The organism is Sphingomonas fucosidasi (genome assembly GCF_036663855.1).
Lineage (GTDB): Bacteria > Pseudomonadota > Alphaproteobacteria > Sphingomonadales > Sphingomonadaceae > Sphingomonas > Sphingomonas faeni_B.
This window is the reverse complement of sequence record NZ_JAXOJR010000006.1, coordinates 111,518-135,176: the sequence shown is the minus strand read 5'-3', so window position 1 is coordinate 135,176 and position 23,659 is coordinate 111,518. Positions and strand designations below refer to the sequence as shown.

Genomic DNA, 23,659 nt, shown 5'->3' with positions numbered 1-23,659 from the left:
GGCTGGTCGTTCATTTCACCTGAATAGTGCGACCGGACTCGCCGGGGAACCCCATGAACAAGGCGCGCGCCAGCTTCGCGGCCTGGATATCGGTGCGTGCGTCCTCCTTGCGGGCGTCGGCGAACGACTGCGCGCGACCTTCCCAGACGGGCGACTGGTCGGCGGTGCGCTTGATCGTCACCGACAGTTCGGACACGAGGATCGCGGTGCTCCCGCCGCCACCGATCGGGAAGCCGACCCCGCCGCCAAGACCGACGCCGCCACCGCCACGACCGCCGCTGAAGCCGCCGCCGCCCAGACCGATGCTGATCGGCGAGCGCTTGGGTGGGCCAGCCTGCGTGGTGCGGGTGAAGCCCACGGTCGCGACCAGTGGCGGCTTAGCGCCCGGCGTCGGCACGCTATACCCCACCTTCAACAACTCGCCCTGCACGGCGGCGGCGTAGGTCTTGAACTCAAGGCTGGCGGGGCCGCCGCCAGTGAGCGGTTGCACGGCGATCGTCCCGCGGTCGATCGGTTCGCCGAGATGATAGCGCAGCACCTCGGTCGGGGGCAGCGACGGGCCGGTCGCGCACGCGGTGAGGGATGCGCCTGCCAGCGCCAGGACCAGGATCGAACGTACCGCCATCGGGACTTCCTTAGAATGTTGCGCTATAGTAACGCTCCGACCAGCCGAGTGGGTTCCCGGATGGGAGGCCCTCTGCTGGTAGGAGCGTGTCCGTTGCTTGACTTGGACACACCCCGCCATTAGGCGATCCCGTCTTTCCGCACACCTAGATTTGAAAAGAAGCGAATCGATCATGAAGATCCGCAATTCCCTGAAGTCGCTCAAGGATCGTCACCGCGATAACCGCGTGATCCGTCGTCGTGGCCGTACCTACGTCATCAACAAGACCAACCGTCGCTTCAAGGCACGCCAGGGCTAACCTCCTGAAGACCGCCGTCATTTTCGACGTCGGTCGCGTCCTTTACGACTGGGATCCGCGGATCCTGTACGAGCGCCTGATCGACGACGATCGGGCGCTCGACGCGTTCCTGCGCGATGTCGTGACGATCGACTGGCATTTCCAGCACGACGCTGGTCGCGACTTCGCCGACACCTCGGCGGAGCTGGCCGCGTTGCATCCGCAGCATGCCGACCTGATCGCCGCCTGGGGGCCGCGATTCAGCGAGAGCATCGGTGCGCGAATCGCGGGCATGCACGAGATCGTCGAGGAGCTCGATTCGGCCGGCGTCCCGCTGTTCGCGATCACGAACTTCAGCCACGAGTTCTGGCCACCCTTCCGCGCGCGCGAAGCAGCGCTGTTCGACCGGTTCCGCGACGTGGTCGTGTCGGGCGAGGAGAAGATGGTGAAGCCGGATCCGGCGATCTATCGGCTGGCGCTGAAGCGATTCGGGCTGGCGGCGGAAGACGCTGTGTTCGTCGACGACAATGCGGCGAACGTTGCGGCGGCGCGAGCGCTCGGGATCGAATCGGTGCTGTTCACGGACGCTGCGGATTTTCGTGCGCGGTTGGTCGAGCTGGGGCTCCCGATCGCCCAGCATTCGTCATCCTGACGAACGTCAGGACCCAGAGCCATTAGCGTCGAGGCCTGTTACTCTGGATCCTGACTTTCGTCAGGATGACGGGGTGGGGTCGTTCACTGGCTCAGCGAAACAGACTGGCGCAAATTGGCGATCGCGGTTTCCTGATCCGGGACCGGCGGCTCCGGCATAACGCCGCCCTCGAAATCGTCCATCACCGTCACGGCCGTCCCCAGCGTCGTGACCCCGAACAACTGCTTGGCGAAGCCGAGCGGCACGCGGATGCAGCCGTGCGAATCGGGGAAGCCCGGGTTCCGGCCGGCGTGGATCGCGATGCCGTCCCAGGTCAGCCGCTGCATGAACGGCATCGACGCATCGTTATACAGATTCGATTTGTGGACCGCGTTCTTCTGCAGGATCGGATAGGTGCCGAGCGGCGTGTCCTTGCCGTCCTTGCCGCTGGAGATGGTCGTCGCCGCAATCATCGTCGAGCCACGATAGACGAACGCACGCTGCTCCAGCAGACTGATGACGATGCTGACGGGCTCGCTCGACCCATTGTCCTTCCAGACGAACTGGTTGGGCGAGAGCGCGGTCGCGGCCTGCTCGATCGGCGTTGCTGCGAGTGCGACCGCCGACGCAGCCAGCGCGGGCTTGGCGCCCGCGAACAGCGCGAAGGCCAACCCGATTGCCATGACTGACCGCACCATCCCGCTCATCGTCCCGCCGCCTTCGATTCCCGATATTTCGTCCAACGCACGATTCTCTGGAACGTGCCGCCGCGCAGATGAGTCGACGAACCGACCCCAAGCCGGGGTAGTTCGAGGGAACAGACCCACAACCGGTGGAAATGGTTGCAGAATATTCACGGAAAATCCGCTATATGGATATTCAAGAAACGGGGCAATTTCGGGAAAATCGATGCACGACGAGCAAGGTCTTGTGCGCGAACGACGCGCGCTTCTGAAGAATAGTTTGGTATTGGCGGGGGCTCTGGCGGTACCGGGTGCCGTCTCCGCGACGACACGGCTCGGCCGCCCGCTGACTGCGCGCGACCTGAAGCCGATGTCGCAGCCGCCATTGCCGCGCACGACGGTTGCGGTGACGTCGCCGAAGGTGGTTCGCCCCGACCTGCTGCGCCAAGCGATGGCGTCGCTCAGCCGTCACGGCAGCCGCATTCAGCATCACGACCGCATCGCGATCGCCGATTTCGCGGCGCCGTCGGGAAAGCCGCGCTTCCACTTCATTGACCTCGCCAGCGGGCGCAGCACGTCGTTGCTGGTCGCGCACGGCAGCGGTTCGGATCCGGCGCATACCGGGTATCTGGAGCGCTTCTCGAACCGCTTCGGCTCGAACGCCTCGTCCGAGGGCGCGTTCGTCACTGACGACTACTACGTCGGCAAGCATGGCCGCTCGCAGCGCCTGATCGGGCTCGATCCGACCAACGACAACGCGCTGGACCGTGCGATCGTGGTGCATTCGGCCTGGTATGCGAACAAGGACATGATCGAGACCCACGGCATGCTCGGTCGCAGCCAGGGCTGCTTCGCGGTCGGCGAGCGCGATCTCGACCAGGTGTTCGCCCGGCTCGGTGCCGGCCGGATGATCTACGCGGCGAAGGTCTGAACTTTTAGCGGTCATCTCGATTCATTATCGTCATCCCAGCGAAAGCTGGGATATCCCGGTTTGGCGGGCGTCACCTGACACGTGAATTACCCCAGCTTTCGCTGGGGTGACGGATTGAGGCTAGGGGTTACGTACGAGCAATCGCCGCGACTGGCGTTCAGATTTCCGACGCGACGGTGATTTCCCTACTCCGCAGTCTGCGCCATCCGGCTTTGCTCCATCCGCCGGCGCGCGCGGCGGACGCCGCCGATGAGGCCCGACCACAGCAGCGCCTCCAGTCCGGCATAGCCCAGCCCGAGATGATCGGGCCGCACCGCCAGCACGTCGGCCAGCCGCACCGTTCCCGCGCGCAGACCCGCCCGGCCGATATCACCCCAGCGTCGCGCGGTTTCCCAACGGATCAGGCGGATGTCGTGTGCGGAACAGTCGTGCGTCGCGAGGAAATCCGCCTGGATCACGCTCAGCGCACTGCCCAGCGTCGCCAGCGCGGCACGATCGGGGACCGGGCGCTTGGCCATGTTGTGCAGCATGATCAGCCGCGCGACCCGCTCCGCACGATCGTCGAACAGCCGGGCATAGCGTTCGGTCAGGACGCGGACCGAGGCCGCCTCCATCGTGTCGACGAAGCGCTTCGAGACGCCGCCGGGATGGACGCGGTACAGCACCAGCGCCTCGTCGAGCCGCGCGATCGCACCGAAATGCTGGATACGCTGATACAGGTCGAAATCCTCGGCATACAGAAGCTCGGGTCGCGTCACCGGATCGAGCCGCCGCGCCACCTCGGTCCGCATCATCGTCGACGACCAGACCAGCGGGTTCTCGATGCAGGTCAGCCACGCGACCAACGCGGGCGTGGTGGTCGGCGCATAGCTGGAAGGGCCGACCAAGCCGGCGGTCAAAAGTTCGGCCGCGGTGCCCAGCAGCACGGTGTCGGGTTGCGCGTCGAGATACGCCACTTGCCGCGCGAAGCGATCGGGGCGGCAGATATCGTCATGATCGAGCGCGGCGATGTAGCGCCCGCGCGCCTCGGCGAAACCGCGGTTGCGCGCGAGCACCGGGCCGCCGTTCTTCGCCATCACGACCAGTCGCACGCGCGGATCGGGCCAGGCGCGCACCACCTCACGCGTGTCGTCGGTCGAGCAGTCGTCGACCACGATCACCTCGAAATCGCCGAAAATCTGCGCCTGGAGGCTGGCGAGCGTCTCCTCGATCAGACCGGCGCCATTATACGCGGCCATGACCACGCTGACGGCGGGGTCGGCGTTTCGAACGCTCGGCGTCACGCGGCCGCCAGCGCCTTCGACGCCATCACCTGATCGATGATCATCAAGCCCACATCGTTCTGCCAGAGCCACAAGCCATTGGCCTGCCCCGAAAAACTGCTTTCGCCGCCAAGCGCACCCCAGGGTACGAAACCCGCCGCCAGTCCCAGCCCGTACAGCCCGGGGATCGGCGCGCCATCGGCATCGACGATCCGGCAATGGCGGTCGACCATCGGCTGCCCGTCATGCGCCGCGAGCGGTATCTGGGTCCCGTCGCGATCGGCGATCGGCATGCCGATCGGGCGATAGCCGAGCGCGGCAACGACCAGGTCCGCCTCCTCGATCACCGCCCGTGCGCGCGTGTCTTCGTCGCCCGAAATGCGGTGCAGTGTCACCCGCGGATCGGGCGCGCGACCGTCGATGCCGAGCATCCGCAGCACCAGATCGCGCGCCTCGAGGCGGAAGCCGGCGAGCCGGTAGACGAACCCCGACACCGGGCAGATATCGTCGGGGCCGAAATCGGTGAACCCCTCGGCCTGCGCCGCCTCGACCGAATGATAGAAGGGGCGCAGCGGCCGGCGGTGCAGCAGCGTGACCGCCCCTGCCCCCAGCGGCAGCGCCGGCTGGCTTTTCAATAGCAGTGCGATCGTCGTCAGCGCGCTGGTCGAGCCGCCGATCACCGCGATCTTCGGGTTGCGCTTGCCGGTCAGGATATCGGCGACCTTCTCGAACCCGCCGACGGTCAGCACGTCGTCCGACTGGAGCAGGCGTCCGCTCGCCAGGTCGATAAGACGGCCCCCGGCAACGCGCTGCGTCGCAAGCCGGTCGAGCGGCTGGTGCCCGCCGGTCGCGACCACCACGTTGCGCGCGAGCTGGTCGAAGACATGCCCGTCCGACAGCCGGCGGACCTGCACGCTCCACAAGCCGTCGCCGACACGTTTCGCCCCCAGCGCCTCGTGCCCGGTCAGCACGACGCCGCCATTATCCCGGACGATATCGGTCAGCCGGTCGCCGGTCGCGCGCAACAGCGGCCCGACCTCGGTCAGCGGCACGCCCAATGCACCCTCGTGCGCGGCGACCGCACGCCCGGCGGGATGATCGACCAGCCGCGCGAGTTCGGGATGCACGTTGTCGCGCACCGCGGTCAGGAAGGTCTGCGCGGTCGAATCGGAGGTGATCGCGTAGCGTCCGAGCCGCCCGCCGCCGATCGCGTTGCCGCGCTCGATCACCATCAGCCCCGATGCGGCGAGATCGGGCAGCAGGCCGCGCTTGGTCGCCGAGGTCAGCATCGCCGTCCCCGCGGGACCGCCGCCGATCACGACGACCGAGGCGATGGCACCACCCGGGCCGCGTATCGACGCGCGGCGATCGCGTGGCCGGAGAATCGCCGCGCATGCCGAGGCCAGCGCGGTCGCCGCCCGCCGCGCATCCTCGACCGACATTGCGTCGGTGATCGGCAACGACAGCATCCGTCCGGCTATCCTGTCCGCTACCGGAGTCGGCTCGATCATCGCGGTCGCCTGGAACCAGGGCTGTTCGCCGAGATGCGGGCTGAAATACCGGCCACAACCGACGCCGTCCGCCTCGATGCTCTCGACGATCGAGTCGCGGTGGTGCGCGATATGCTCGGGAAGCAGCACTGGCATGAACTGCATCGCGCGACGGCGACCCGACACCGCCTGGAACTGGAAATCGGGCAGCGTCGCGCGGTAGGTCTCGTCCAGCACGGCGCGGTGATCGGCGATCACGTCGATCTCCGCGAGCTTGGCCTGCGCGATGATCGCGGTGATCTCCGGCAGCTTGGCATTGATCCCCGGCAGCGTGGCGTTGCGGCTGCCCTCGAACCCGAAATTCCCCATCGAGCGCAGCGTCGCAATCAGGTCGACGTCGCCGCTGTAAATCAGCCCGCCCTCGCCGACCGCGAACGTCTTGGTCGCGTGCATCGAATGGACCACCGCGAACGGCGCGCGCGCACCGAAGCCCAGCCCCGCCTCGTCGAGCGTGCCGAGCGACGAGGCCGCATCGACGACCACGCCGACGCCGTAGCGCCGCTGGAAATGGACGTAGCGATCAAGGTCGATCGCGTTGCCGAACGTCGCATAGGGCACGACCACGCCGATCCGCTCGCCATAGCGCTGGAGCAACCGCTCCTCCTCCAGCGCGCAGGCACCCCAGTCGTCAGGATCGATATCGCAGACCAGCGGTGTCAGCCCCGCCCACGCCGCCGCCTGCGCGGTCGCGGCGAAGGTGAGCGCGGGCATCAGCGCTAGCGTGCCCTGCTTGGGGTCCAGTCCGCCCATCCGCATCCCCGACGCATGCCGGATCGCGAGCATCAGCCCCAATGTGGCGTTGCCGACCGCGAGACACGCACCGTGCCCGCCGAACAGCGCATCGGTGACGCCGGCCTCGAACGCGCGAACCTCGGGGCCATTGTTGCTGAACACCCCCGATGCCTCGACCCGGCGCAACGCATCGAGGTGCTCGCTCAGCCGCGGCGGGTTCGGCGCGATCAGGGGGAGGCGTATCATCGGCGATCCGGTCTGTTGTGCGACAGGTCTATGCCTCCCCGCCCCCTAAGAACCAGTTACGCAAGCAAAGGCCATTCTATGCAAGACGGTTCTTTCCTTACATCACCCCGGACCGCGTCCGGGGTGATGCAGGACTTTAGCGCACCAATGGCAAGCTGATATAGCTTTCGTCCGCGCCCGAAACGGTGATCTTCTGCGTCGCCTTCACGTAATCCTTGGATTGCGCGAAGAAGATGTTCGGGACGAAGGTCTGCGGGTTGCGATCGTAGAGCGGGAACCAGCTCGACTGCACCTGCACCATGATCTTGTGTCCGGGCAGGAACACATGATTGGTGGACGGCAGCGCGAACTTGTATTTGAGCAGCACGTTGGCGGCGATCGGCTTGGCGACCGCCAGATCCTCGCGGTAACGCCCGCGGAAGATGTCCATCGCAACCGACAATTGATACCCGGCCATCGCCTTCTCGGCAGGGTCGACGTCGGGATACACGTCGATCAGCTTCACCACCCAGTCGCTGTCGGTGCCGCTGGTCGCCGCGGTCAGGTTCACTTCCGGCACACCGGCGATCGTCGTCGGCGCGGTCAGCGCATCGGTGGTGAAGGTCAGCACGTCCGGGCGGCCTGAGACCGCGCGCTGATCGTCGACCAGCCACTGTTTCCACGTCGACCCGCTCGCATAGGTCGGCAGCGTCGGCCGCACGCGGTAGCTGACGGGCGCCGCCGGATCCGAGATATAGTCCGCAGTCGTCGCCGCACCGCCGGTCGCGGTGAAGCCGAGGGCGCCGCCGGGCTTGAGGTAGAGCGGCGTGCCCGCGGTCGGCGCGGTCGGCCACTTGTCGAGCTTCTGCCACTCGTTGCGGCCCGACTGGAACATCGTCACCGGCGCGACGTCCATCGCCGGCTGATCGCTCTTCAGATAATGCGCGAGGAACGGCGCCAGAACGTGCCAGCGCCACCATTTGGCGGTGTCGGCATCCCATTTGATCGCACCCAGTGCGCTGCCGTCGCGCACCTCCTGCCCGTGATACCAGGGCCCCATCGACAGATAGACCATGTCGTTGGCGGTGTCCTTTGGCTCGAGCGCACGGTAGACCGCGGGCGCGCCGTAGATGTCCTCCTGATCCCACAAGCCGCCGACGATCAGCGTCGGCACCTTCAGCGGCTGGCCGGCAAGCACGGTGTCCATCGCCTGCGTGGACCAGAACGAGTCGTACGCGGGATGCTGCGTGATCTTGCGCCAGAAGCCGAGCTGTTCGAGCCCCTGCACCTTGCCGATCGCGCCCGCCGAGCCGCCCTTGAGGTAATAATCATAGTCGTCGGCGGTGTCGGTGATCCACGGCGTGCCGGCGTCCTTGGTCGCCTCCTGCCCGAGGATATACGGCATCATGCCCTGGCGGAACGCGCCGTTGTGGAACCAGTCGTCGCCGCGCCAGCCATCGACCATCGGGTTCATCGGCACCGACACTTTCAACGCCGGATGCGGGTTGATCAGCGCCATCAGTGGCAGGAAGCCGTCATAGCTGATCCCGCTGATCCCGACGCGGCCGTTGGACTCGGGGACATGCTTCACCAGCCAGTCGATCGTGTCGTAGGTGTCGGTCGAATCGTCGGTCTTGGTCGGGTTCTGCGGCGTGCCTGCGCGCGCCGGGTTCATCATGTAGATGCCCTCCGACCCGTGCATCCCGCGGACGTCCTGGATCACGCGGATATAGCCCGCCGCGGCGATCACGTCGCCGGCGCCGTCGCCGTTCTGGAGGATCCCCGCATAGGTGCCGCTGTCGACCTTGGTCTGGCCGTCGGCGTCATAGGGCGTGCGCGTCATCAGGATGCCCGCGTCCTTCGCGCCCTTGGGCACGACGATGACGGTGTGCAACTTCACGCCGTCGCGCATCGGGATCTCGACGACCTTGCGCACATAGTCGTAGCCGACATCGCGCGGCGCCATTTTCGCGGGGCGTTCGTCGTAATTCTGCGCTGTCGCGGGGGTGGTGATCGCGGGGGTGGCGAGCGCAAGCGCGGTGATCGCGCAGGCATTGAGCAAACGAGGCGTAAACTTCATTTTTCTTCTTCCTTCCCTCCCGGACCGAAAAAGAAAAAGGCTCGCCTTTCCGTGCGGAAATACGAGCCCCTCCCATAGTAGCTAGGGTACCGATCGCGTGATCGCTCTCCCCGCTGGTTCGAAAACCACCCAGGTCCAAAGACCGTCACCCCAGCGAACGCTGGGGTCTCCCGCTTGGCGGGTGCCAGTGGCCGCTCGACGAGATCCCAGCTTTCGCTGGGATGACGATGTCGCGGTGGATAACGATACTCGCCCAAGACCGTCACCCCAGCGAACGCTGGGGTCTCCCGCTTGGCGGGTGCCGGTGGCCGCTCGATGAGATCCCAGCTTTCGCTGGGATGACGATGTCGCGGTGGATAACGATACTCGCCCAAGACCGTCACCCCAGCGGACGCTGGGGTCTCTCGCTTGGCGGGTGCCGGTGGACGCTCGGTGAGATCCCAGCTTTCGCTGGGATGACGATGTCGCGGTGGATAACGATACTCGCCCAAGACCGTCACCCCAGCGGACGCTGGGGTCTCTCGCCTGGCGGGTGCCGGTGGCCGCTCGATGAGATCCCAGCTTTCGCTGGGATGACGGTCGCGAGACGGACGACGGCAGGCGTGGCAGACAGAGGTTCGCGGTCGCCACGCCAGACCGTTACGCCGTCCGCGTGCCGGTCAGCGGGAAGCTGCCGAAGGCGCCGGCTGCGACGCTGCCCTTGAGGACGTCGTCCTCGACGGTCGCCTTGCAGTCGAGCGTCATCGGCATCGGCACGGTCATGCTCTGCTTCCAGGTGATCGTGTCGCCATCGACCTCGCCGGTGACGTCCATGCCGCCCATCGCGCCCGATACCGCACCTGTGAAGGTGCTGCCGGCGCTGTTCACGGTCAGCGTCATCTTCTGGTCACCCAGCGGCGACTTGACCACGCAATCCCAGCTGCCATCGACGTTTGCCATTGCACTCTCTCCTGAATTTACTTGGCGCCGGCAACCGACGCCGCCGGGACGACCTCGACCGGCAGACCGATGCTGTCAAGCTGCGGCCGCACCGTCTTGGCATCGCCGACGACGACCCAGATCGTCTTCTTCGGATCGAGCGCCTGCTGGATCGCAGTGTTGAGTTGCGGCAGGTTAAGCCCTTGGTAGCGCTGCGTGATCGTCGCGTAGTAATTATCGGGCCGCTTCAACAGGTCGTTCTGCTGCATCGCGCCGAGCACCGCGTCGGACGTCTCGAAATTGCCCGACAGCGACCGGATCGCGCCGTTGATCGCGCGGTCGAACTCCGCCTGGGTCATCGGCTCCTTGCCGAGAAATGCGTCGATATCACCACGCAGTGCGGCGATCGACGGGCCGGTCTGGTCCGCCTGCACCGGTGCCGACAGGACATAGGGGGCGGCCTGCTCGTTCTGCTGGAACCGTCCCGACACGCCGTAGGACCAATGCTTGGTTTCGCGCAGGTCCATGTTGACGCGGCCGAGGAAGCTGCCGCCAAGCGCGTCGTTCGCGGTCGCGATCGGCAACAGGTCCTGCGTGCCCTTGAGCCCGGTCGGCACGCCGGCGACGATCAGCGACTGCGGGCTGTCCGGCCGGTCGATCAGCACGATCTTCGGCGCGGACGGCGTTACGGTCGCAGGGAACGCCTTGGCACCGGGCGCGCCGGTCGGCCGCCACGTCCCGAACCGCGCATCGAGCGCCGCCTTAACCTCGGCGAGCGGACGATCGCTGACGACGAAGATCTTCGCCTTGTCGGGCCGCAGCCACGCCTGCTGGAACGCGACCAGGTCGGCGCGGGTCAGCGCCGCCACCGCCTTCGGATCGCCGCTGCCCTGCGCCTTGGCATAGGGCGAGGTCGGCCCGAGCAGCTTGGGCAGGACGCGCGTCGCCAGCCCCTGCGGACTGGTCAGCTCCTGCGCGATCTGCGCGAGTTGCTGGTTCTTGACGCGCGCGACCTCGGCATCGGCGAACGCCGGGTTCTGCGCGATGTCCGCGAACAGGTCGACTGCCGGCGCCAGGTTCGCACTCGGCACCTGCAACGACAGGAAGGTCCGGTCGTTCGATGCGCCGGTGCCGATCTCCGCGCCCAACCGCTCCTTGGCCTCCGCCAGTGCGACCGAATCCCGGGTCGGCGTGCCCTCGTCCATCATCGACAAAGTCAGTTGCTGCGTGCCGAGCTTGCCCGCGACATCCGCTGCGGTGCCGGCATCGAAGCTCAACACCGCCTGCGTCACCGGCACCGCGGTGCGCTGTGCGTAGACGACCTCGATCCCGTTCGCGAGCCGCGCGCGCTCGACGGTCGGGAAGCTGAGGCCAGCGACGGTGCCGACCGCGGGCAATGGCCCTCGCGTCCCCTTGAACGGCGTTTCGGGCGCTGGTGGTACATCGGCCTTGGGCGGCACGACGGCGTTGGCATAGGCATCGCGCGGTCCGGGCACGACGGTCAACGAATAGGCCGGACGCGACAGCCACTTCGCTGCCGCGGCGCGGACGCTCGCCGGCGTCTCGGCGGCCAGTTGCAGGAGCTGTTTCTTGTAGAAGCCGGGATCGTTCGAATACAGCGCGCCCTCGGCCAGCGTCACCGCCTTGCCGCCGAACCCGCCGACCGATTCCAGCCCCTCCATCGTGTTCGCCGCGGTCGTCGTCGCGACCCGGCTGACTTCATCGGCGGTCGGCCCGTTCTTGATGAAGTCCGCCATGATCTCGTCGATCCGCTTCGACACGAGGGCCGGATCGACGCCTTCCCGGACGATCGCGCGGACCCCGAACATGCCGAGTTGGCTGAAGCTGCGGTTATACGCCGAGATGCTGACGACCAGCTTCTCCTTCTTAACCAGCGCGGTGTCGAACCGGCTGCTGGCGAGCCCGCCGAGCACGCCCGCCGCGACGTCCAGCGCAGTGCCGTCCTTGTCGTTCAGGCCCGGCACCACCCAGTTGCGGCTGATCATCATCGCGGCGACGCGGTCCCTGATCGTCTCGCTCACGGGCGCAGGCAGGGTCGGGATCGGCGCGGGGGGGACGATGCTCTCGGGTCCCTTCGGGATCCCGCCGAAATACTTCTCCGCGAGCGCCTTGCCGGTTGTCGCATCGACGTCGCCGGCCAGCACCAGCACCGCGTTGTTCGGGCCGTAATGATCCTTGAACCAGTCCTTCACGGTCTGCAGCGACGCCGCATCGAGATCCGCCATCGAACCGATCGTGGTGTGGCCGTAGGGGTGATCCGCCGGGAACAGCCCCTCGGTGATCTTGTACTGGGTCAGGCCGTAGGGCTGGTTGTCGCCCTGCCGCTTTTCGTTCTGGACGACGCCGCGCTGCTCGTCGAGCACGCCCTGCGTGATCGCGCCCGTCAGATAGCCCATGCGGTCGGATTCGAGAAACAGCGCGCGATCGAGCGCCGCGGTCGGCACCGTCTCGAAATAATTGGTGCGGTCATAATAGGTGGTGCCGTTGAAGTCGGTCGCGCCGACCTGTTTCAGCGGCTCGAAGAAATCGCCCGGTGCGTTCTCGGACCCGTTGAACATCAGATGCTCGAAGAGATGCGCAAAGCCGGTCTTGCCCTTGGGCTCGAACTTCGACCCGACATTATACCAGACCGACACCGCCACGACGGGCGCCTTGCGATCGGTATGGACGACGACGCGCAGGCCGTTCTTCAGCGTGAACTGCTGGTACGGAATATCGACCGACTTGACCAAGTCGGCGACCGGCGCAGGCTTGGCGGCGAGCGTAGGCTGCTGCGCGTGCACGCCGGTGACCAGAAGCGCGGCGAACGATACGCCGGCGAATACGGAAATCTTCGAAACCATGTGCGCTCATCACCCTGTTCGTCTGTTGCGGGCAGCATACGCACGCCTCCCCCAACGGCAACAAGGATTGCGAAATCAATCGGTAACGGAGCAATCGGCCGGCGACGCACTTGACGGAAGGCGGCAATCGGTAGCTGCGAAGCCGCGGCCTCGCTATCAGGCAGCATGAGCCAAGCACGATCGAGAGGAACGGAGCGCGGGACGCGGGTCGTCATTCCGCGGGGTAGCACCGCGGCGCAGCGTATTGCCGCCATACCGTCCGCCAGAGCCTATTGCGCCGAGGCGATCGTGCCGCCGGGGCGGCGCAGGTGATCCGACCCGACATTTCGGCGCATCACATCGGCACGCAGGGGCAGCCGCTTGCCATTGTCGATGGCTTCCATCCCGATCCCGACGCGCTGCGTGCCCATGCCGCTGCGCATCCTTTCGAGGCCGGGCGCAACCACTATCCCGGGCTGCGCGGTCCGCTTCCTCCGAGCTATCTCGCGGCGATCCGACCCGCGTTGACCGCGGCGTTGTCGGGCGTGTTCTATCACAATGCCGGGTTCACGCTGATCGACGCAAGCTATGCGATGGTGACGACGCCGGCCGATCGACTGACGCTGGCGCAGCGACTGCCGCATGTCGATGCGGTCGATCCAGGCCGCATCGCGCTGGTGCATTATCTCAATCCCGCATGCCGCGACGGGACCGCCTTCTATCGGCACCGCGCGACGGGTGCCGAGACGATCGATGCCATGCAGGCGCCGGACTATTATGCGCGGCTCAATGCCGAACTGGCGCGCGATGGGCCACCAGAGCCATCCTATATCGCCGGCTCGACGCCGTTGTTCGAACAGATCGCGCAGGTCGAGGCGCAGTATAACCGGGCGGTGATCTATCGCAGCGCATCTCTACACAGCGGCGTGATCCCACCGGACACCATGCTGAGCGAAGATCCGTTGCTGGGGCGCCTGACGATCACCGCATTCCTGTTGCTCGACTAGCACGAGGCCACCGGACGCTGGATCACGCCGCCCCTCGCTCGCATCGGCGGCCACGGTCGAATGACGGCGAGATTGCTCGGCGCGAACGACCAACGTTTCGTCGCGACGATCGATCGGCGTGCCGCCGTTTAAGTCGACTTTAGCATATTTTACGGCAGAGGGATTTCATCCGTGCACTGTGCGGCAATCCTGGCCGGCGATTCCCATCGAAGACCCCGCTCGACGACTTCCTCGATTACGCCCTTCAACCACCAAGGCAGCGCGCGTGTTTCTACGGGACGATCAGGGATATGAACTGGCGGGTGCCGCGGGAATGCGCCGCGCCGAGTTGCGCGTGGCATCGTCTTCGGTGCCGCCGTCCCATGATTCAAGAGCGGACAAGCTGCGCATCGCCGCGACACGAATCGACTGGGTTCCGGACCTGGGCGCGCGAATCGGCAGCCTCGACTGGTGGCGCGGGCTGGCGACTTGCACGGCCCTATGCCTGACGACCTGGGCGCTATCGCCGGGAATCAGACCCCTGGTGGGTGCCGTGCCGCAGCCGCTCGTCGGGGCAGAGTGGGACGAGGCGCGCGCGCAGGGCATTGCCCCGATCGGTCAGGGTGCAGCGACCGGCCGGCGGATGGCGGCCAACGATCTCGTCGCGCCGCTCGCCGAAGTGCCGGAACGGCCGACGGTGGACCTCTCTGCGACGCTCGGCCAAGGCGATCGGCTCGACCGCGTCCTGATGCGCGCCGGAGTCGGACGTGCCGATGCCAATTCCGCCGCTGCCCTGGTCGCGCAGGCCGTGCCGCTCGACGACATCGCTGCGGGCACCCGAATAGCGTTGACGCTTGGCCGACGTCCGGATCGCACCGTCACCCGACCGCTCGAAACACTCGATTTCCGCGCACGGTTCGATCTCGGGCTCGCCCTGACGCGGACCGCAACGGGGCTGGCGATGCAGCGCAAGCCGATCACGATCGACTCGACGCCGCTGCGGATCCAGGGACTCGTCGGATCGAGCCTATACCGGTCGATGCGCGCCGCAGGGGTGCCGGCCAAGGCCATCGAATCATACATCAAGGCGCTCGCCACGAGGGTTTCGATCGGTCGCGATATCGACGCCGCGGATGGCTTCGACCTGATCATCGAGCGACAGCGCGCGGCGACCGGAGAGACGCGGATCGGGGACCTGCTATTCGCGGGAATCGATCAAGGGCGACGCAAGGTCCAACTCGTTCGCTTCGGGCCAGGCGGCGCGAATGGCGACGGTGATGCCAGCGGCGCGTCGCGAACGGATGGCTGGTTCGACGCCAACGGGCAGACCGAACGGCGCGCGGTGTCCGGCTTGCCGGTGTCGGGCCGCATCACGTCGAACTTCGGCTTGCGCGTGCATCCGCTGCTGGGCTTTACGCGCATGCACAAGGGGCTCGATATCGGTGCGCCGTACGGGACCCCGATCCATGCGATGACTGACGGCATCGTCGCGTTCGCGGGACGGACCGGCGGCTATGGCAATTTCGTCAAGCTGACGCATGGCGGCGGGATGGCGAGCGGCTATGGTCATATGAGCCGGATCGCAGTGTCGTCGGGCACGCGCGTACGGCAGGGTCAGGTGATCGGGTATGTCGGATCGACGGGTATATCGACGGGCCCGCATCTACATTGGGAGGTGTGGAGAAACGGTACGGCGATCAATCCGCGGGCCGTGTCGTTCGCCAGCGCCGCGCAACTTTCGGGCGCATCGCTGCGCGCGTTCAAGGCCAAAGTGGCAAGGCTGCTGGCCGTGAGACCGGGTATCTGACGCCGCGCTGGGACTGCCGTTCGACATGCGGCTTCCAAGGCGGGACGGTCAAAGCCCGGAGCCCGGAGCCCGGCGATTGATCGCGCGCCCAGGGCAGATCGACGTTCGATCGCCACGTCGGCAGGGCGAAGATGGTTCGGATCCGGCGCCGGTGGATCCGATCCTCAGTCCGCCTTACGCTTTGTCTGCCATCCGCGCTTTGAGATCGGCGAACGCGTTTGCAGGTCGGAACTCGTCCTCGCTGATCACGCCCGCCGCTGCCAGTGCCGCCGCCGCATTCGGACCGCGCGGGAACGGATCGATCGACAGCGCCAGGGTGTCGGCCGCAACCCCGCCCAGATCGATCGTGCCGCCCTCGATCGCGACCGTATCGAGCACGTCGTCCGACAGCTCGACCTCGTCGCCCTCCGCCACCAGCTGTTCGACGAAGAGCAGCTCGACCGGTTCGTCGATCCTTGCATCGAGCGGTTCGTCCGTCACCGAGCAGGCCTGCACCGCCGCGCCGGTCACGCGGCCCTTCACCAGGATACCGCGGTCGTCGCGCCGGATTGCAAGACGCGCCTCCAACCGGCTGATCGAGACCAGTGCAAATCGCTTCGCCAACGCCGCACGTTCGCTGTCGGTCGCGGCGATCTCGACGATCCGCTCACGGTCGCCGATCGTATCGAGACGTTCCGGGCGACTGAATTCGGTGGTCACGGCAGGTCTCCAGCTAGCAGTTCAGGAAGGGGGTTCGTCGTCAGTCCGGCATGAAACGCCAGGACCGACGCCTTCACATGCGCCAGTGCGCCATCGTCCGCCGCGGTCCCCCGGTACAGGTTGCGCACCAGGGCGGGTCCGATATCCCCGGCCGCCAACCCATCCCGGTATGCCCCGAGTCGGCCCCCGAGCATGCTCATCATCTTTCCGATATGCTTACCGACGATGATGTCGCCGATCCCGAATTCCCGGAGCTGGCCGTCCATATCGTCGACGAAGCGTTCCGCGAGGCGTGCGGCGGGCTCGCCACCGGCCGGCTCCACCTCGAGCCGCAGCATCACGACCGCGAGCAGGGTCGCGATCATGTCGAAACGGCCGTCCACCGTATCCGGTACTGCGCCCTCCCTGTACCAATGCTCCGCCCGCGCCCGCATCACGACGGCATTGTACAGCGGCAGCGCCTCGTCCGGCTTCTCGCCACGCAGCTTTCTCAACCAGCTCAATCCGTCGTCCTTCGACCATCGACCGCGCTCTGGCTTGTTTGCCCGCGCGTCCTCGCATATCGAGGCGATCGGCGGCCGATGCAATCGCATCGGAACCGTCACGTTTTTTCGCGTGCCCCGGTTGGGAGTTTATATGAGCGTGTTTTCCGCCCGTACGGGTCTCGCCGCAGCACTCGCGGTCGCCGCATTGGCCAGCGGGAGCTGCACCCAGCTGCGCTCGCATCAAGGCTATGTGGTCGATACCGACCTCGTCAACTCGGTCCAGCCGGGCGTCGACAACCGCCAGTCGGTCCTCGCCACGCTCGGCAAGCCGACGCTCGCCGGCCAGTTCGATCAGGGCGACTGGTATTATCTAGCGCGTGACAGCCGCAACCTCGCTTTTCGCAACCCCCGCCCCAATGCGCAGATTACGCTGCAGATCAGCTTTGACCAGAACGGCACCGTCACCGCGATCCGACGCGGCGGGCTCGAACAGGTCGCGGCGGTCAAGCCTTATAGCAAGACCACGCCGACGCTGGGGCGCGAACGCGGATTCTTCCAGGATCTGTTCGGCAACATCGGCACGGTCGGTGCGGCGGGTGCTGGCGGCGCTGGCAATGGCGGCAATACCGGTGGCGGTGGTCGCGACCGGCCCTGATCACGGCGGTCGGTGGCGGGTTTGACCGCTTCGCATGCTACGCGGCGACGCGGTCGGGCCGGGATCGGCACCGATCCCGAAAGGGGGGGTGGGATCTCGGGCATAACGCCTCGCGAACCCGATGGTTCGCGTGCACCGACACGTTTCGGCCGGCAGGGTTCGGCCAAAAGGTCTCGAACGTCGGCGTCGATTACGTCCGTCATGCCCCCCGTCCTGTCAAACATCCGATTCCGATCCGACTGAATCCGGAACGGACATAAGCTGCTGTACCTCCCTGCCTCGGGGGGTGAGGCATGGCCGAGTCGCTGTGGATAATCGACGCGCTTGCACGCGAAACGCTGTTGTTCGCCAGCGTCGGACTCTTTCTCGGCGGGATCGACGATCTTGCGATCGACCTTATCTTCGTGATGCTTCGGATTCGTCGCGAGAGCCGACCCAGGCTGACCCTGGACACGTTGCCGCCGCCATGCCGACATGGCCGGATCGCCGTTTTCGTTGCCGCCTGGGATGAGGTGGCGGTCATCGGCGGCATGCTGTCGACCGCGCTCGCGCGGTTCGATCATGACGACTACCGAGTCTATGTCGGCGTCTATCCCAATGATCGCGGTACGATCGATGCCGCCGCCGCCGTCGCCGAGCGCGATTCCCGGATCACGCTGGTGATCGGACCGCGCGATGGGCCCACGACCAAGGCGGACTGTCTCAACACGCTGTGGCATGCGCTGCGCCGTGATGACGCCCGCGAGGGTGTGCGGACCAAGGCGATCGTGCTGCACGATGCCGAAGACGTCGTCCACGCCCAGGAACTGCGCGTCTTCGATAGCTTGATCGACCATTATGCGGTGGTGCAACTGCCCGTACTGCCGCTGGTGAACCGCGGCGCACGATTGGTGTCCGGTCATTACGCCGACGAGTTCGCCGAATCCCACGCCAAACAGATCGTCGTCCGGACTGCACTGGGGGCAGGCATGCCGCTGGCCGGCACCGGTTGCGCGATCGCGCCCGACGTCTTGGCAAAGATCGCGCAGGCCCGCGGCGGGGATCCGTTCGATGCCTCCAGCCTGACCGAGGATTACGAGCTGGGGTTGCGGCTCGCCGAACTCGGCGCACGCGGGATCTTCGCCCGCGTCGCGACCGACGATGCAGGCACCGTGGTTGCCGTTCGCGCGTATTTTCCCGGCACGATGCGGGAATCGGTCCGCCAGAAGACCCGCTGGATGACGGGTATCGCGCTCGCAGGCTGGGATCGGACCGGCTGGGGACGACCACGCGCATTTGCCGATCACTGGATGCGGATGCGCGATCGTCGTGCGCCGCTGGCCGTGGTGATCCTGGCCGTGGCGTATGTCGCGCTGCCACTATGGGCCGTCGCAGTGTGTGTGCACTGGACCCTGGGCGAACCGTTCCCCTACGCGACATGGACCGATCCGGCCGCCTTCTGGCTGTTGGTGGCCAATACCGGGTTGCTGGCGTGGCGTCTCGCGACGCGAATGCTGTTCACCGGACGCAGCTACGGCCTGCGCGAGGCGATCTGGGCGCTCCCCCGCTTCCTCGTCGGTAACCTGGTATCGATGATCGCGGCCCCTCGCGCGGTGATCCTCTATATCGGCATGCTACGCGGTGCTGCGCCGGTGTGGGACAAGACGCGACACGATTTTCCAGACCTGACGCCTGCCATGGCCGGCCTCCCGCCCTGCGCCAAGACCAAGATAGCCTCGCGTGGCGCCGGCAACGGATGACCGGCGGGCGCCCGCTACGGTTCCTTGCTTTGGCACTGGGGGGTTGGGTGATGATACGGGTCGCGGTGCTGCTTCCCGAGATTGGCGCGATCCCGCCGTCGGCGGTGATTCCGCACCTGGTAAAGGTCCTGGTACCTGCCGTCGCCGCGGCGGTTTTCCGTGGTGCTCCGCCACGGCACGCTAGCGCCCCGTCCGCTGTCAAAATCACTTTGCCGCCGCGATCGATTGCCAGCCGAACGATGCCGGCTCCGCGCCCGGTCGAGCCGCGCGTGCAAGCCATCGACGTGGCCCAGGCGCGTCCGCCCGATATTTCGCATGCCGTCACATCGATCCCTTCTCCCAGTGCCCCACCCTCCGCGATACCTCGCCCGAGCCGGTGGCACGCTAGTGCATGGCTGCTCGTCCGCGGCGGCTCCGCCGGCACCGTTTCGGGCGGCCAGCTCGGCGCATCGCAGGGCGGCATCCGACTGACCTACGCGCTTGGCGCCCGCCGTCGCTTCGCGCTCGCCGCGCGTCTTGCCGCACCGCTCAGCGGCGCTGGACGCGAAGCCGCGTTCGGCATCGAGTGGCAACCGACCCGGTTGCCGATCCGTATCGTCGCCGAGCAGCGTCTCGTGCTCGACGGTGGTCGTGGTGGACCGACGCTCGGCGTGATCGCGGGCTATGGCCCGTCCGACATCGCGCCGGGCATCCGTGTCGAAGCGTACGGGCAGGCCGGCGCGATCGCCCGCGATGGCATCCAAGCATATGTCGATGCCTCCGCCCGCGTGCTGCATCCCCTGGGTGAGGTCGGCGGCGCTCGCGTTGATATCGGTGTCGGTGCTTGGGCGAGTGCACAACGGGATGCTGCGCGCTTCGATATCGGACCATCGTTGGTCGTCACGGTGCCGGTGGCGCGCAAGACGATCCGGCTGACACTCGAGTGGCGTGACCGTATTGCCGGCGCCGCGCAGCCGGAGTCAGGGCCGGCGCTTTCGATCGGCAGCGACTTCTGACGAGGTCTTGCCCTTGGTGCGGAACCGGTATCCACCCCCCGGCAAATCATATGAGTCCAGCCTAGCCCCGCGCGCGCAATCCAGTGTAACGCTGCGGCCGTGGATCTGTATCTCCCCGTCGCCAACCTGTCGGTCAACGCGCTCGTCATCATCCTGCTCGGCGGGGGCGTCGGGCTGCTCTCCGGCATGTTCGGGGTCGGCGGCGGCTTCCTGACGACGCCGCTGCTGATCGTCTACGGGATCCCGCCGACCGTCGCCGCCGCCTCGTCGGCCAGCCAGGTGACCGGCGCCAGCGTATCGGGCGTGTTCGCGCATTTCCGCCGCAAGGGCGTCGATACCAAGATGGGCGGCGTGCTGGTCGCGGGCGGTATCGTCGGATCGTTCTTCGGCGCGTGGCTGTTCCGGCTGCTCCAGCAGAGCGGTCAGATCGATACCGTAATCGCGATCGTGTACGTTCTCATGCTCGGCTCGATCGGCGGTCTGATGGCCAAGGAATCGATCGGCACGATCGGTCGCGCGCGCACCGGGCGCCCGCCCAAGGCGCGCAAACGCCGCCATCACCCGCTCGTCGCGGCGCTGCCGCTGCGCACGCGCTTTTATGCGTCTGGCCTCTACATTTCGCCGCTCGCACCGCTGTTGCTCGGCTTTTTCACCGGCATCCTGACGATCCTGCTCGGCATCGGCGGCGGCTTCATCCTCGTCCCCGCGATGATCTACCTGCTCGGCATGGCGACCTCCGTCGTGGTCGGCACGTCGTTGTTCCAGACGCTGTTCGTGACCGCGGTCGCGACGATGGTGCACGCGACCACCACCAAGGCGGTCGACATCGTCCTCGCCGGCCTGCTCCTGCTGGGCTCGGTGGTCGGCGCGCAGATCGGCGCGCGGTTCGCGACCAAGTTCCGCCCCGAATATCTGCGCCTCGCGCTCGCGGTGATGGTGCTGCTGGTCGGCGCGCGCATCCTGCTCGGGCTGGTCTGGCGGCCCGAGGAGATTTTCTCGGTCACGCTCTCATGAAGCGCGCGCGCTGGCTCGTCCTGCTTGCGCCGCTCCTGATGGCGCAGGCGAAACCCGTGCTCGTTCCCGACGTGTCGCAGCGCAATATCGAGATCGCGTACAGCTTCACCGGCGCCGAACTTCTCCTGTTCGGCGCGATCCTCTATCCCGGCGGGCGGTTGCCGAGCGACGAGCATCCGACCGACGTGGTCGTCGTCGTGAAGGGCCCGACCCAGTCGGTCCTGATGCGCGAGAAGGAAAAGGTCGCGGGGATCTGGGTCAACGCGTCGCGCCTGCGCTATCGCTCGGCCCCCAGTTTCTATGCGATCGCCTCGTCCAAGCCGATCGACCGCCTCGTCGACGATCGGACGCGGGCGATCTACGAACTCGGGCTCGACAGCCTGCAATTGTCGCCCGCATCCAGCGCACCGGTCGACACGCAGGACCGTTTCCAGAAAGGGCTGGTCGATCTCAAGCGCCGCGCCGGCCTGTATTACGAGGCGCCGCGCGCGGTCGAAATCACCGACAGTGTGCTGTACCGCGCGCGCGTGTCGATCCCGGCGCGCGTCCCCGTCGGGCGCTTCACCGCAGAGACGTTCCTGATCCGCGACGGCCGCGTGCTGGCGGCGGCGGTGCGCGATATCGAGATCCGCAAATCGGGCTTCGAGCGCTTCGTCGCCCGCGCCGCCGACCGATCGTCGGTGATCTACGGGCTGGTCGCGGTCGCGCTGTCGGTATTCCTCGGCTGGGCGGCAGGCTGGATCGCACGAAGAGTGTAGCGCGCGTTCACCATTCGTCACCGGATGTTTACCCCTTTGCGGGCACGGTCGGGTTGGAATGACTGGGGATCTTGCCGGAATGAGCCAAATGCCGGGATCAGACGCGTTTGCGCGCGCAGCACCGCTGGGCGGTATTTTGCCCAGTGCGGATGCGGTTGCCGCACCGATCGGGGTCGTCTTCGCGATCGCCGGATCGAGTAGTCGTGTGTTGCTCGACCGCGCTTCTATCGGGGGGCTGTTCGACGATCCCGACCCCGTCGTCGCGGCAGCCGGTCAGGTCGGCGGCCAAGTCAAGATGCGCGTCGGCGGAACATGGCTGGTCGCCAATGTCCGCTCGTTGAAACTCGAGGATACGGCCGGCACCTGCATCGCCGCCGAAATCGACTTCCTGGGTGAAGGCGACGAGGAGAAACTCACCGGCAAGCTTTATCGCTTCCGTCGCGGCGTCACCCGCTATCCGATGCCCGGCTGCGAGGTGTTTCCGATCACGACGTCGGACCTGCAACAGATCTACGCGGCCGACGACCGGGCCAACATTGCGATCGGCACGGTCTATCCGACCGAAGACATCCCCGCGGCGCTGTACGTCGATGCCATGCTCGGCAAGCATTTCGCGCTCGTCGGGTCGACCGGCACGGGCAAGTCGACCGGCGCCGCGCTGATCCTCCACCGGATCTGCGAACTCGCGCCCCAGGGTCACATCGTGATGATCGATCCGCACGGCGAATATGCCGCCGCGTTCAGGACCAACGGTGCGATCTACGACGTCTCGAACCTGCAGATGCCCTATTGGCTGATGAACTTCGAGGAGCATTGCGAGGTGTTCCTCACCAGCAGCGGTTCCGCGCGGCAGTTCGATGCCGACATCCTCGCCAAATGCCTGCTCGCCGCCAAGGCCAAGAGCCGCATCGGCCAGGAGATCGCAAAGCTCACGGTCGATGCGCCGATCCCGTATCTGCTCAGCGACCTGACGACGATCATCAGCGCCGAAATGGGCAAGATGGACCGCGCCGGCGACACCGCGCCGTATCTGCGCCTGAAAACCAAGATCGACGAGATCAAGGCGGATCCGCGCTATGGCTTCATGTTCTCGGGGATGCTGGTCGCCGACACGATGGCGGGCTTCCTCGCGCGCATCTTCCGCCTGCCCGGCGACGGCAAGCCGATCTCGATCATCGACGTCTCGGGCGTGCCGTCGGAGATTACCTCGGTCGTGGTGGCGGTGCTGGCGCGCATGACGTTCGACTTCGCGATCTGGTCGCGCAACGAACCGCAGCGCCCGATCCTGCTCGTCTGCGAAGAGGCGCATCGCTATATCCCGGCCGGCGAGGAAACGGGCAGCGCGGTCGGCCGCATCCTCGGCCGGATCGCCAAGGAAGGCCGCAAATACGGCGTATCGCTGGGTCTCATCACGCAGCGCCCGTCGGACCTTGCAGAGGGTGTGTTGTCGCAATGCGGCACGATCATCGCGATGCGCCTCAACAACGACCGCGACCAGGCGTTCGTTCGCGCCGCGATGCCGGAAGGCGCACGCGGATTTCTCGATTCCATTCCGGCGCTGCGCAACCGCGAATGCATCATCTGCGGCGAAGGCGTGACGATCCCGATCCGGGTCGCGTTCGACAGCCTGGAAGCATCGAAGCGGCCGGCCTCGGCGGATCCGCTCTTCTCCCAGCTCTGGCGCGATACCGGCGGCGAAGATCAGATCATCGCCCGAACGATTCAGCGTTGGCGAGCCCAGGGGAAATAGCCGGCACGGCGGCG

At 66.5% G+C, this 23,659-nt stretch carries 20 protein-coding genes; 11 read left to right on the top strand and 9 right to left on the bottom strand.

Going from position 1 to position 23,659, the window contains the following annotated elements; genetic code table 11:
- Positions 1–10 precede the first annotated feature (10 nt).
- Complete coding sequence (locus U1737_RS12255) at positions 11–625, bottom strand: DUF4136 domain-containing protein (RefSeq protein WP_248524062.1); 615 nt, start codon at positions 623–625, stop codon at positions 11–13.
- A 172-nt stretch (positions 626–797) separates the two neighbouring features.
- Here U1737_RS12255 and ykgO point away from each other — a divergent pair, with 172 nt between their 5' ends.
- Complete coding sequence (gene ykgO, locus U1737_RS12250) at positions 798–923, top strand: type B 50S ribosomal protein L36 (protein ID WP_003046794.1); 126 nt, start codon at positions 798–800, stop codon at positions 921–923.
- Positions 924–927: 4 nt separating this feature from the next.
- Positions 928–1,554: an HAD-IA family hydrolase gene (locus tag U1737_RS12245; protein ID WP_248524377.1), complete on the top strand. Its 627-nt coding sequence runs from the start codon at positions 928–930 to the stop codon at positions 1,552–1,554.
- An 83-nt stretch (positions 1,555–1,637) separates the two neighbouring features.
- On the opposite strand, the gene U1737_RS12240 is transcribed toward U1737_RS12245, so the two are convergent.
- Positions 1,638–2,231 (bottom strand): L,D-transpeptidase family protein, encoded by a 594-nt coding sequence (locus U1737_RS12240; RefSeq protein WP_282580579.1) that lies wholly within the window; start codon positions 2,229–2,231, stop codon positions 1,638–1,640.
- 211 nt (positions 2,232–2,442) lie between these two features.
- Here U1737_RS12240 and U1737_RS12235 point away from each other — a divergent pair, with 211 nt between their 5' ends.
- Positions 2,443–3,147 (top strand): murein L,D-transpeptidase catalytic domain family protein, encoded by a 705-nt coding sequence (locus U1737_RS12235; RefSeq protein ID WP_248524066.1) that lies wholly within the window; start codon positions 2,443–2,445, stop codon positions 3,145–3,147.
- A gap of 185 nt (positions 3,148–3,332) precedes the next feature.
- Here U1737_RS12235 and U1737_RS12230 read toward each other — a convergent pair whose 3' ends face one another.
- The 5 genes from U1737_RS12230 to U1737_RS12210 all read right to left on the bottom strand — a co-directional run bounded on the left by U1737_RS12230 (position 3,333) and on the right by U1737_RS12210 (position 12,778).
- Positions 3,333–4,430 (bottom strand): glycosyltransferase family 2 protein, encoded by a 1,098-nt coding sequence (locus U1737_RS12230; protein ID WP_332796968.1) that lies wholly within the window; start codon positions 4,428–4,430, stop codon positions 3,333–3,335.
- Positions 4,427–6,937: a DegT/DnrJ/EryC1/StrS family aminotransferase gene (locus U1737_RS12225; protein ID WP_332796967.1), complete on the bottom strand. Its 2,511-nt coding sequence runs from the start codon at positions 6,935–6,937 to the stop codon at positions 4,427–4,429. Before U1737_RS12225 ends, U1737_RS12230 begins: the two co-directional genes overlap by 4 nt.
- Before the next feature lie 136 nt (positions 6,938–7,073).
- Positions 7,074–8,996, bottom strand: a complete 1,923-nt coding sequence (locus U1737_RS12220) for a CocE/NonD family hydrolase (RefSeq protein ID WP_332796966.1) — start codon at positions 8,994–8,996, stop codon at positions 7,074–7,076.
- Positions 8,997–9,635: 639 nt separating this feature from the next.
- On the bottom strand, positions 9,636–9,935 hold the full coding sequence (locus tag U1737_RS12215) for a hypothetical protein (protein WP_056052504.1): 300 nt from the start codon (positions 9,933–9,935) through the stop codon (positions 9,636–9,638).
- Between the two features lie 17 nt (positions 9,936–9,952).
- The gene (locus tag U1737_RS12210; RefSeq protein ID WP_332796965.1) at positions 9,953–12,778 is read right to left on the bottom strand and encodes a M16 family metallopeptidase; all 2,826 of its coding nucleotides are present in this window, start codon (positions 12,776–12,778) and stop codon (positions 9,953–9,955) included.
- A 308-nt stretch (positions 12,779–13,086) separates the two neighbouring features.
- Between U1737_RS12210 and U1737_RS12205 the strand changes: the two genes are divergently transcribed.
- Entirely contained in the window at positions 13,087–13,764 is a 678-nt protein-coding gene (locus U1737_RS12205) for a DUF6445 family protein (protein WP_248524078.1), read from the top strand.
- Between the two features lie 265 nt (positions 13,765–14,029).
- A complete protein-coding gene (locus U1737_RS12200; protein ID WP_248524081.1) occupies positions 14,030–15,550 on the top strand; it encodes a M23 family metallopeptidase in 1,521 nt (506 codons plus the stop codon).
- A gap of 174 nt (positions 15,551–15,724) precedes the next feature.
- Here U1737_RS12200 and U1737_RS12195 read toward each other — a convergent pair whose 3' ends face one another.
- Together U1737_RS12195 and U1737_RS12190 are read right to left on the bottom strand one after the other, a co-directional pair.
- Positions 15,725–16,249, bottom strand: a complete 525-nt coding sequence (locus U1737_RS12195) for a YceD family protein (RefSeq protein ID WP_332796964.1) — start codon at positions 16,247–16,249, stop codon at positions 15,725–15,727.
- Entirely contained in the window at positions 16,246–16,752 is a 507-nt protein-coding gene (locus U1737_RS12190; RefSeq protein WP_248524086.1) for a ubiquinol-cytochrome C chaperone family protein, read from the bottom strand. The genes U1737_RS12195 and U1737_RS12190 overlap by 4 nt, the downstream gene beginning before the upstream one ends.
- A 133-nt stretch (positions 16,753–16,885) precedes the next feature.
- Between U1737_RS12190 and U1737_RS12185 the strand changes: the two genes are divergently transcribed.
- The 6 genes from U1737_RS12185 to U1737_RS12160 all read left to right on the top strand — a co-directional run bounded on the left by U1737_RS12185 (position 16,886) and on the right by U1737_RS12160 (position 23,645).
- Complete coding sequence (locus tag U1737_RS12185; RefSeq protein ID WP_248524088.1) at positions 16,886–17,389, top strand: outer membrane protein assembly factor BamE; 504 nt, start codon at positions 16,886–16,888, stop codon at positions 17,387–17,389.
- Between the two features lie 293 nt (positions 17,390–17,682).
- Positions 17,683–19,128, top strand: a complete 1,446-nt coding sequence (locus U1737_RS12180; RefSeq protein ID WP_248524091.1) for a glycosyl transferase family protein — start codon at positions 17,683–17,685, stop codon at positions 19,126–19,128.
- A gap of 239 nt (positions 19,129–19,367) precedes the next feature.
- Positions 19,368–20,123 carry a hypothetical protein gene (locus tag U1737_RS12175; protein ID WP_332796963.1) on the top strand — a complete coding sequence of 252 codons (756 nt, stop codon included), beginning with the start codon at positions 19,368–19,370 and terminating at the stop codon, positions 20,121–20,123.
- 99 nt (positions 20,124–20,222) lie between these two features.
- Entirely contained in the window at positions 20,223–21,137 is a 915-nt protein-coding gene (locus tag U1737_RS12170) for a sulfite exporter TauE/SafE family protein (RefSeq protein WP_248524095.1), read from the top strand.
- Positions 21,134–21,895, top strand: coding sequence for a TIGR02186 family protein (locus U1737_RS12165; protein ID WP_248524098.1), 762 nt, complete (start codon positions 21,134–21,136; stop codon positions 21,893–21,895). The genes U1737_RS12170 and U1737_RS12165 overlap by 4 nt, the downstream gene beginning before the upstream one ends.
- 79 nt (positions 21,896–21,974) lie before the next feature.
- Positions 21,975–23,645, top strand: coding sequence for an ATP-binding protein (locus tag U1737_RS12160; RefSeq protein WP_332796962.1), 1,671 nt, complete (start codon positions 21,975–21,977; stop codon positions 23,643–23,645).
- The last annotated feature ends 14 nt before the right edge of the window (positions 23,646–23,659 follow it).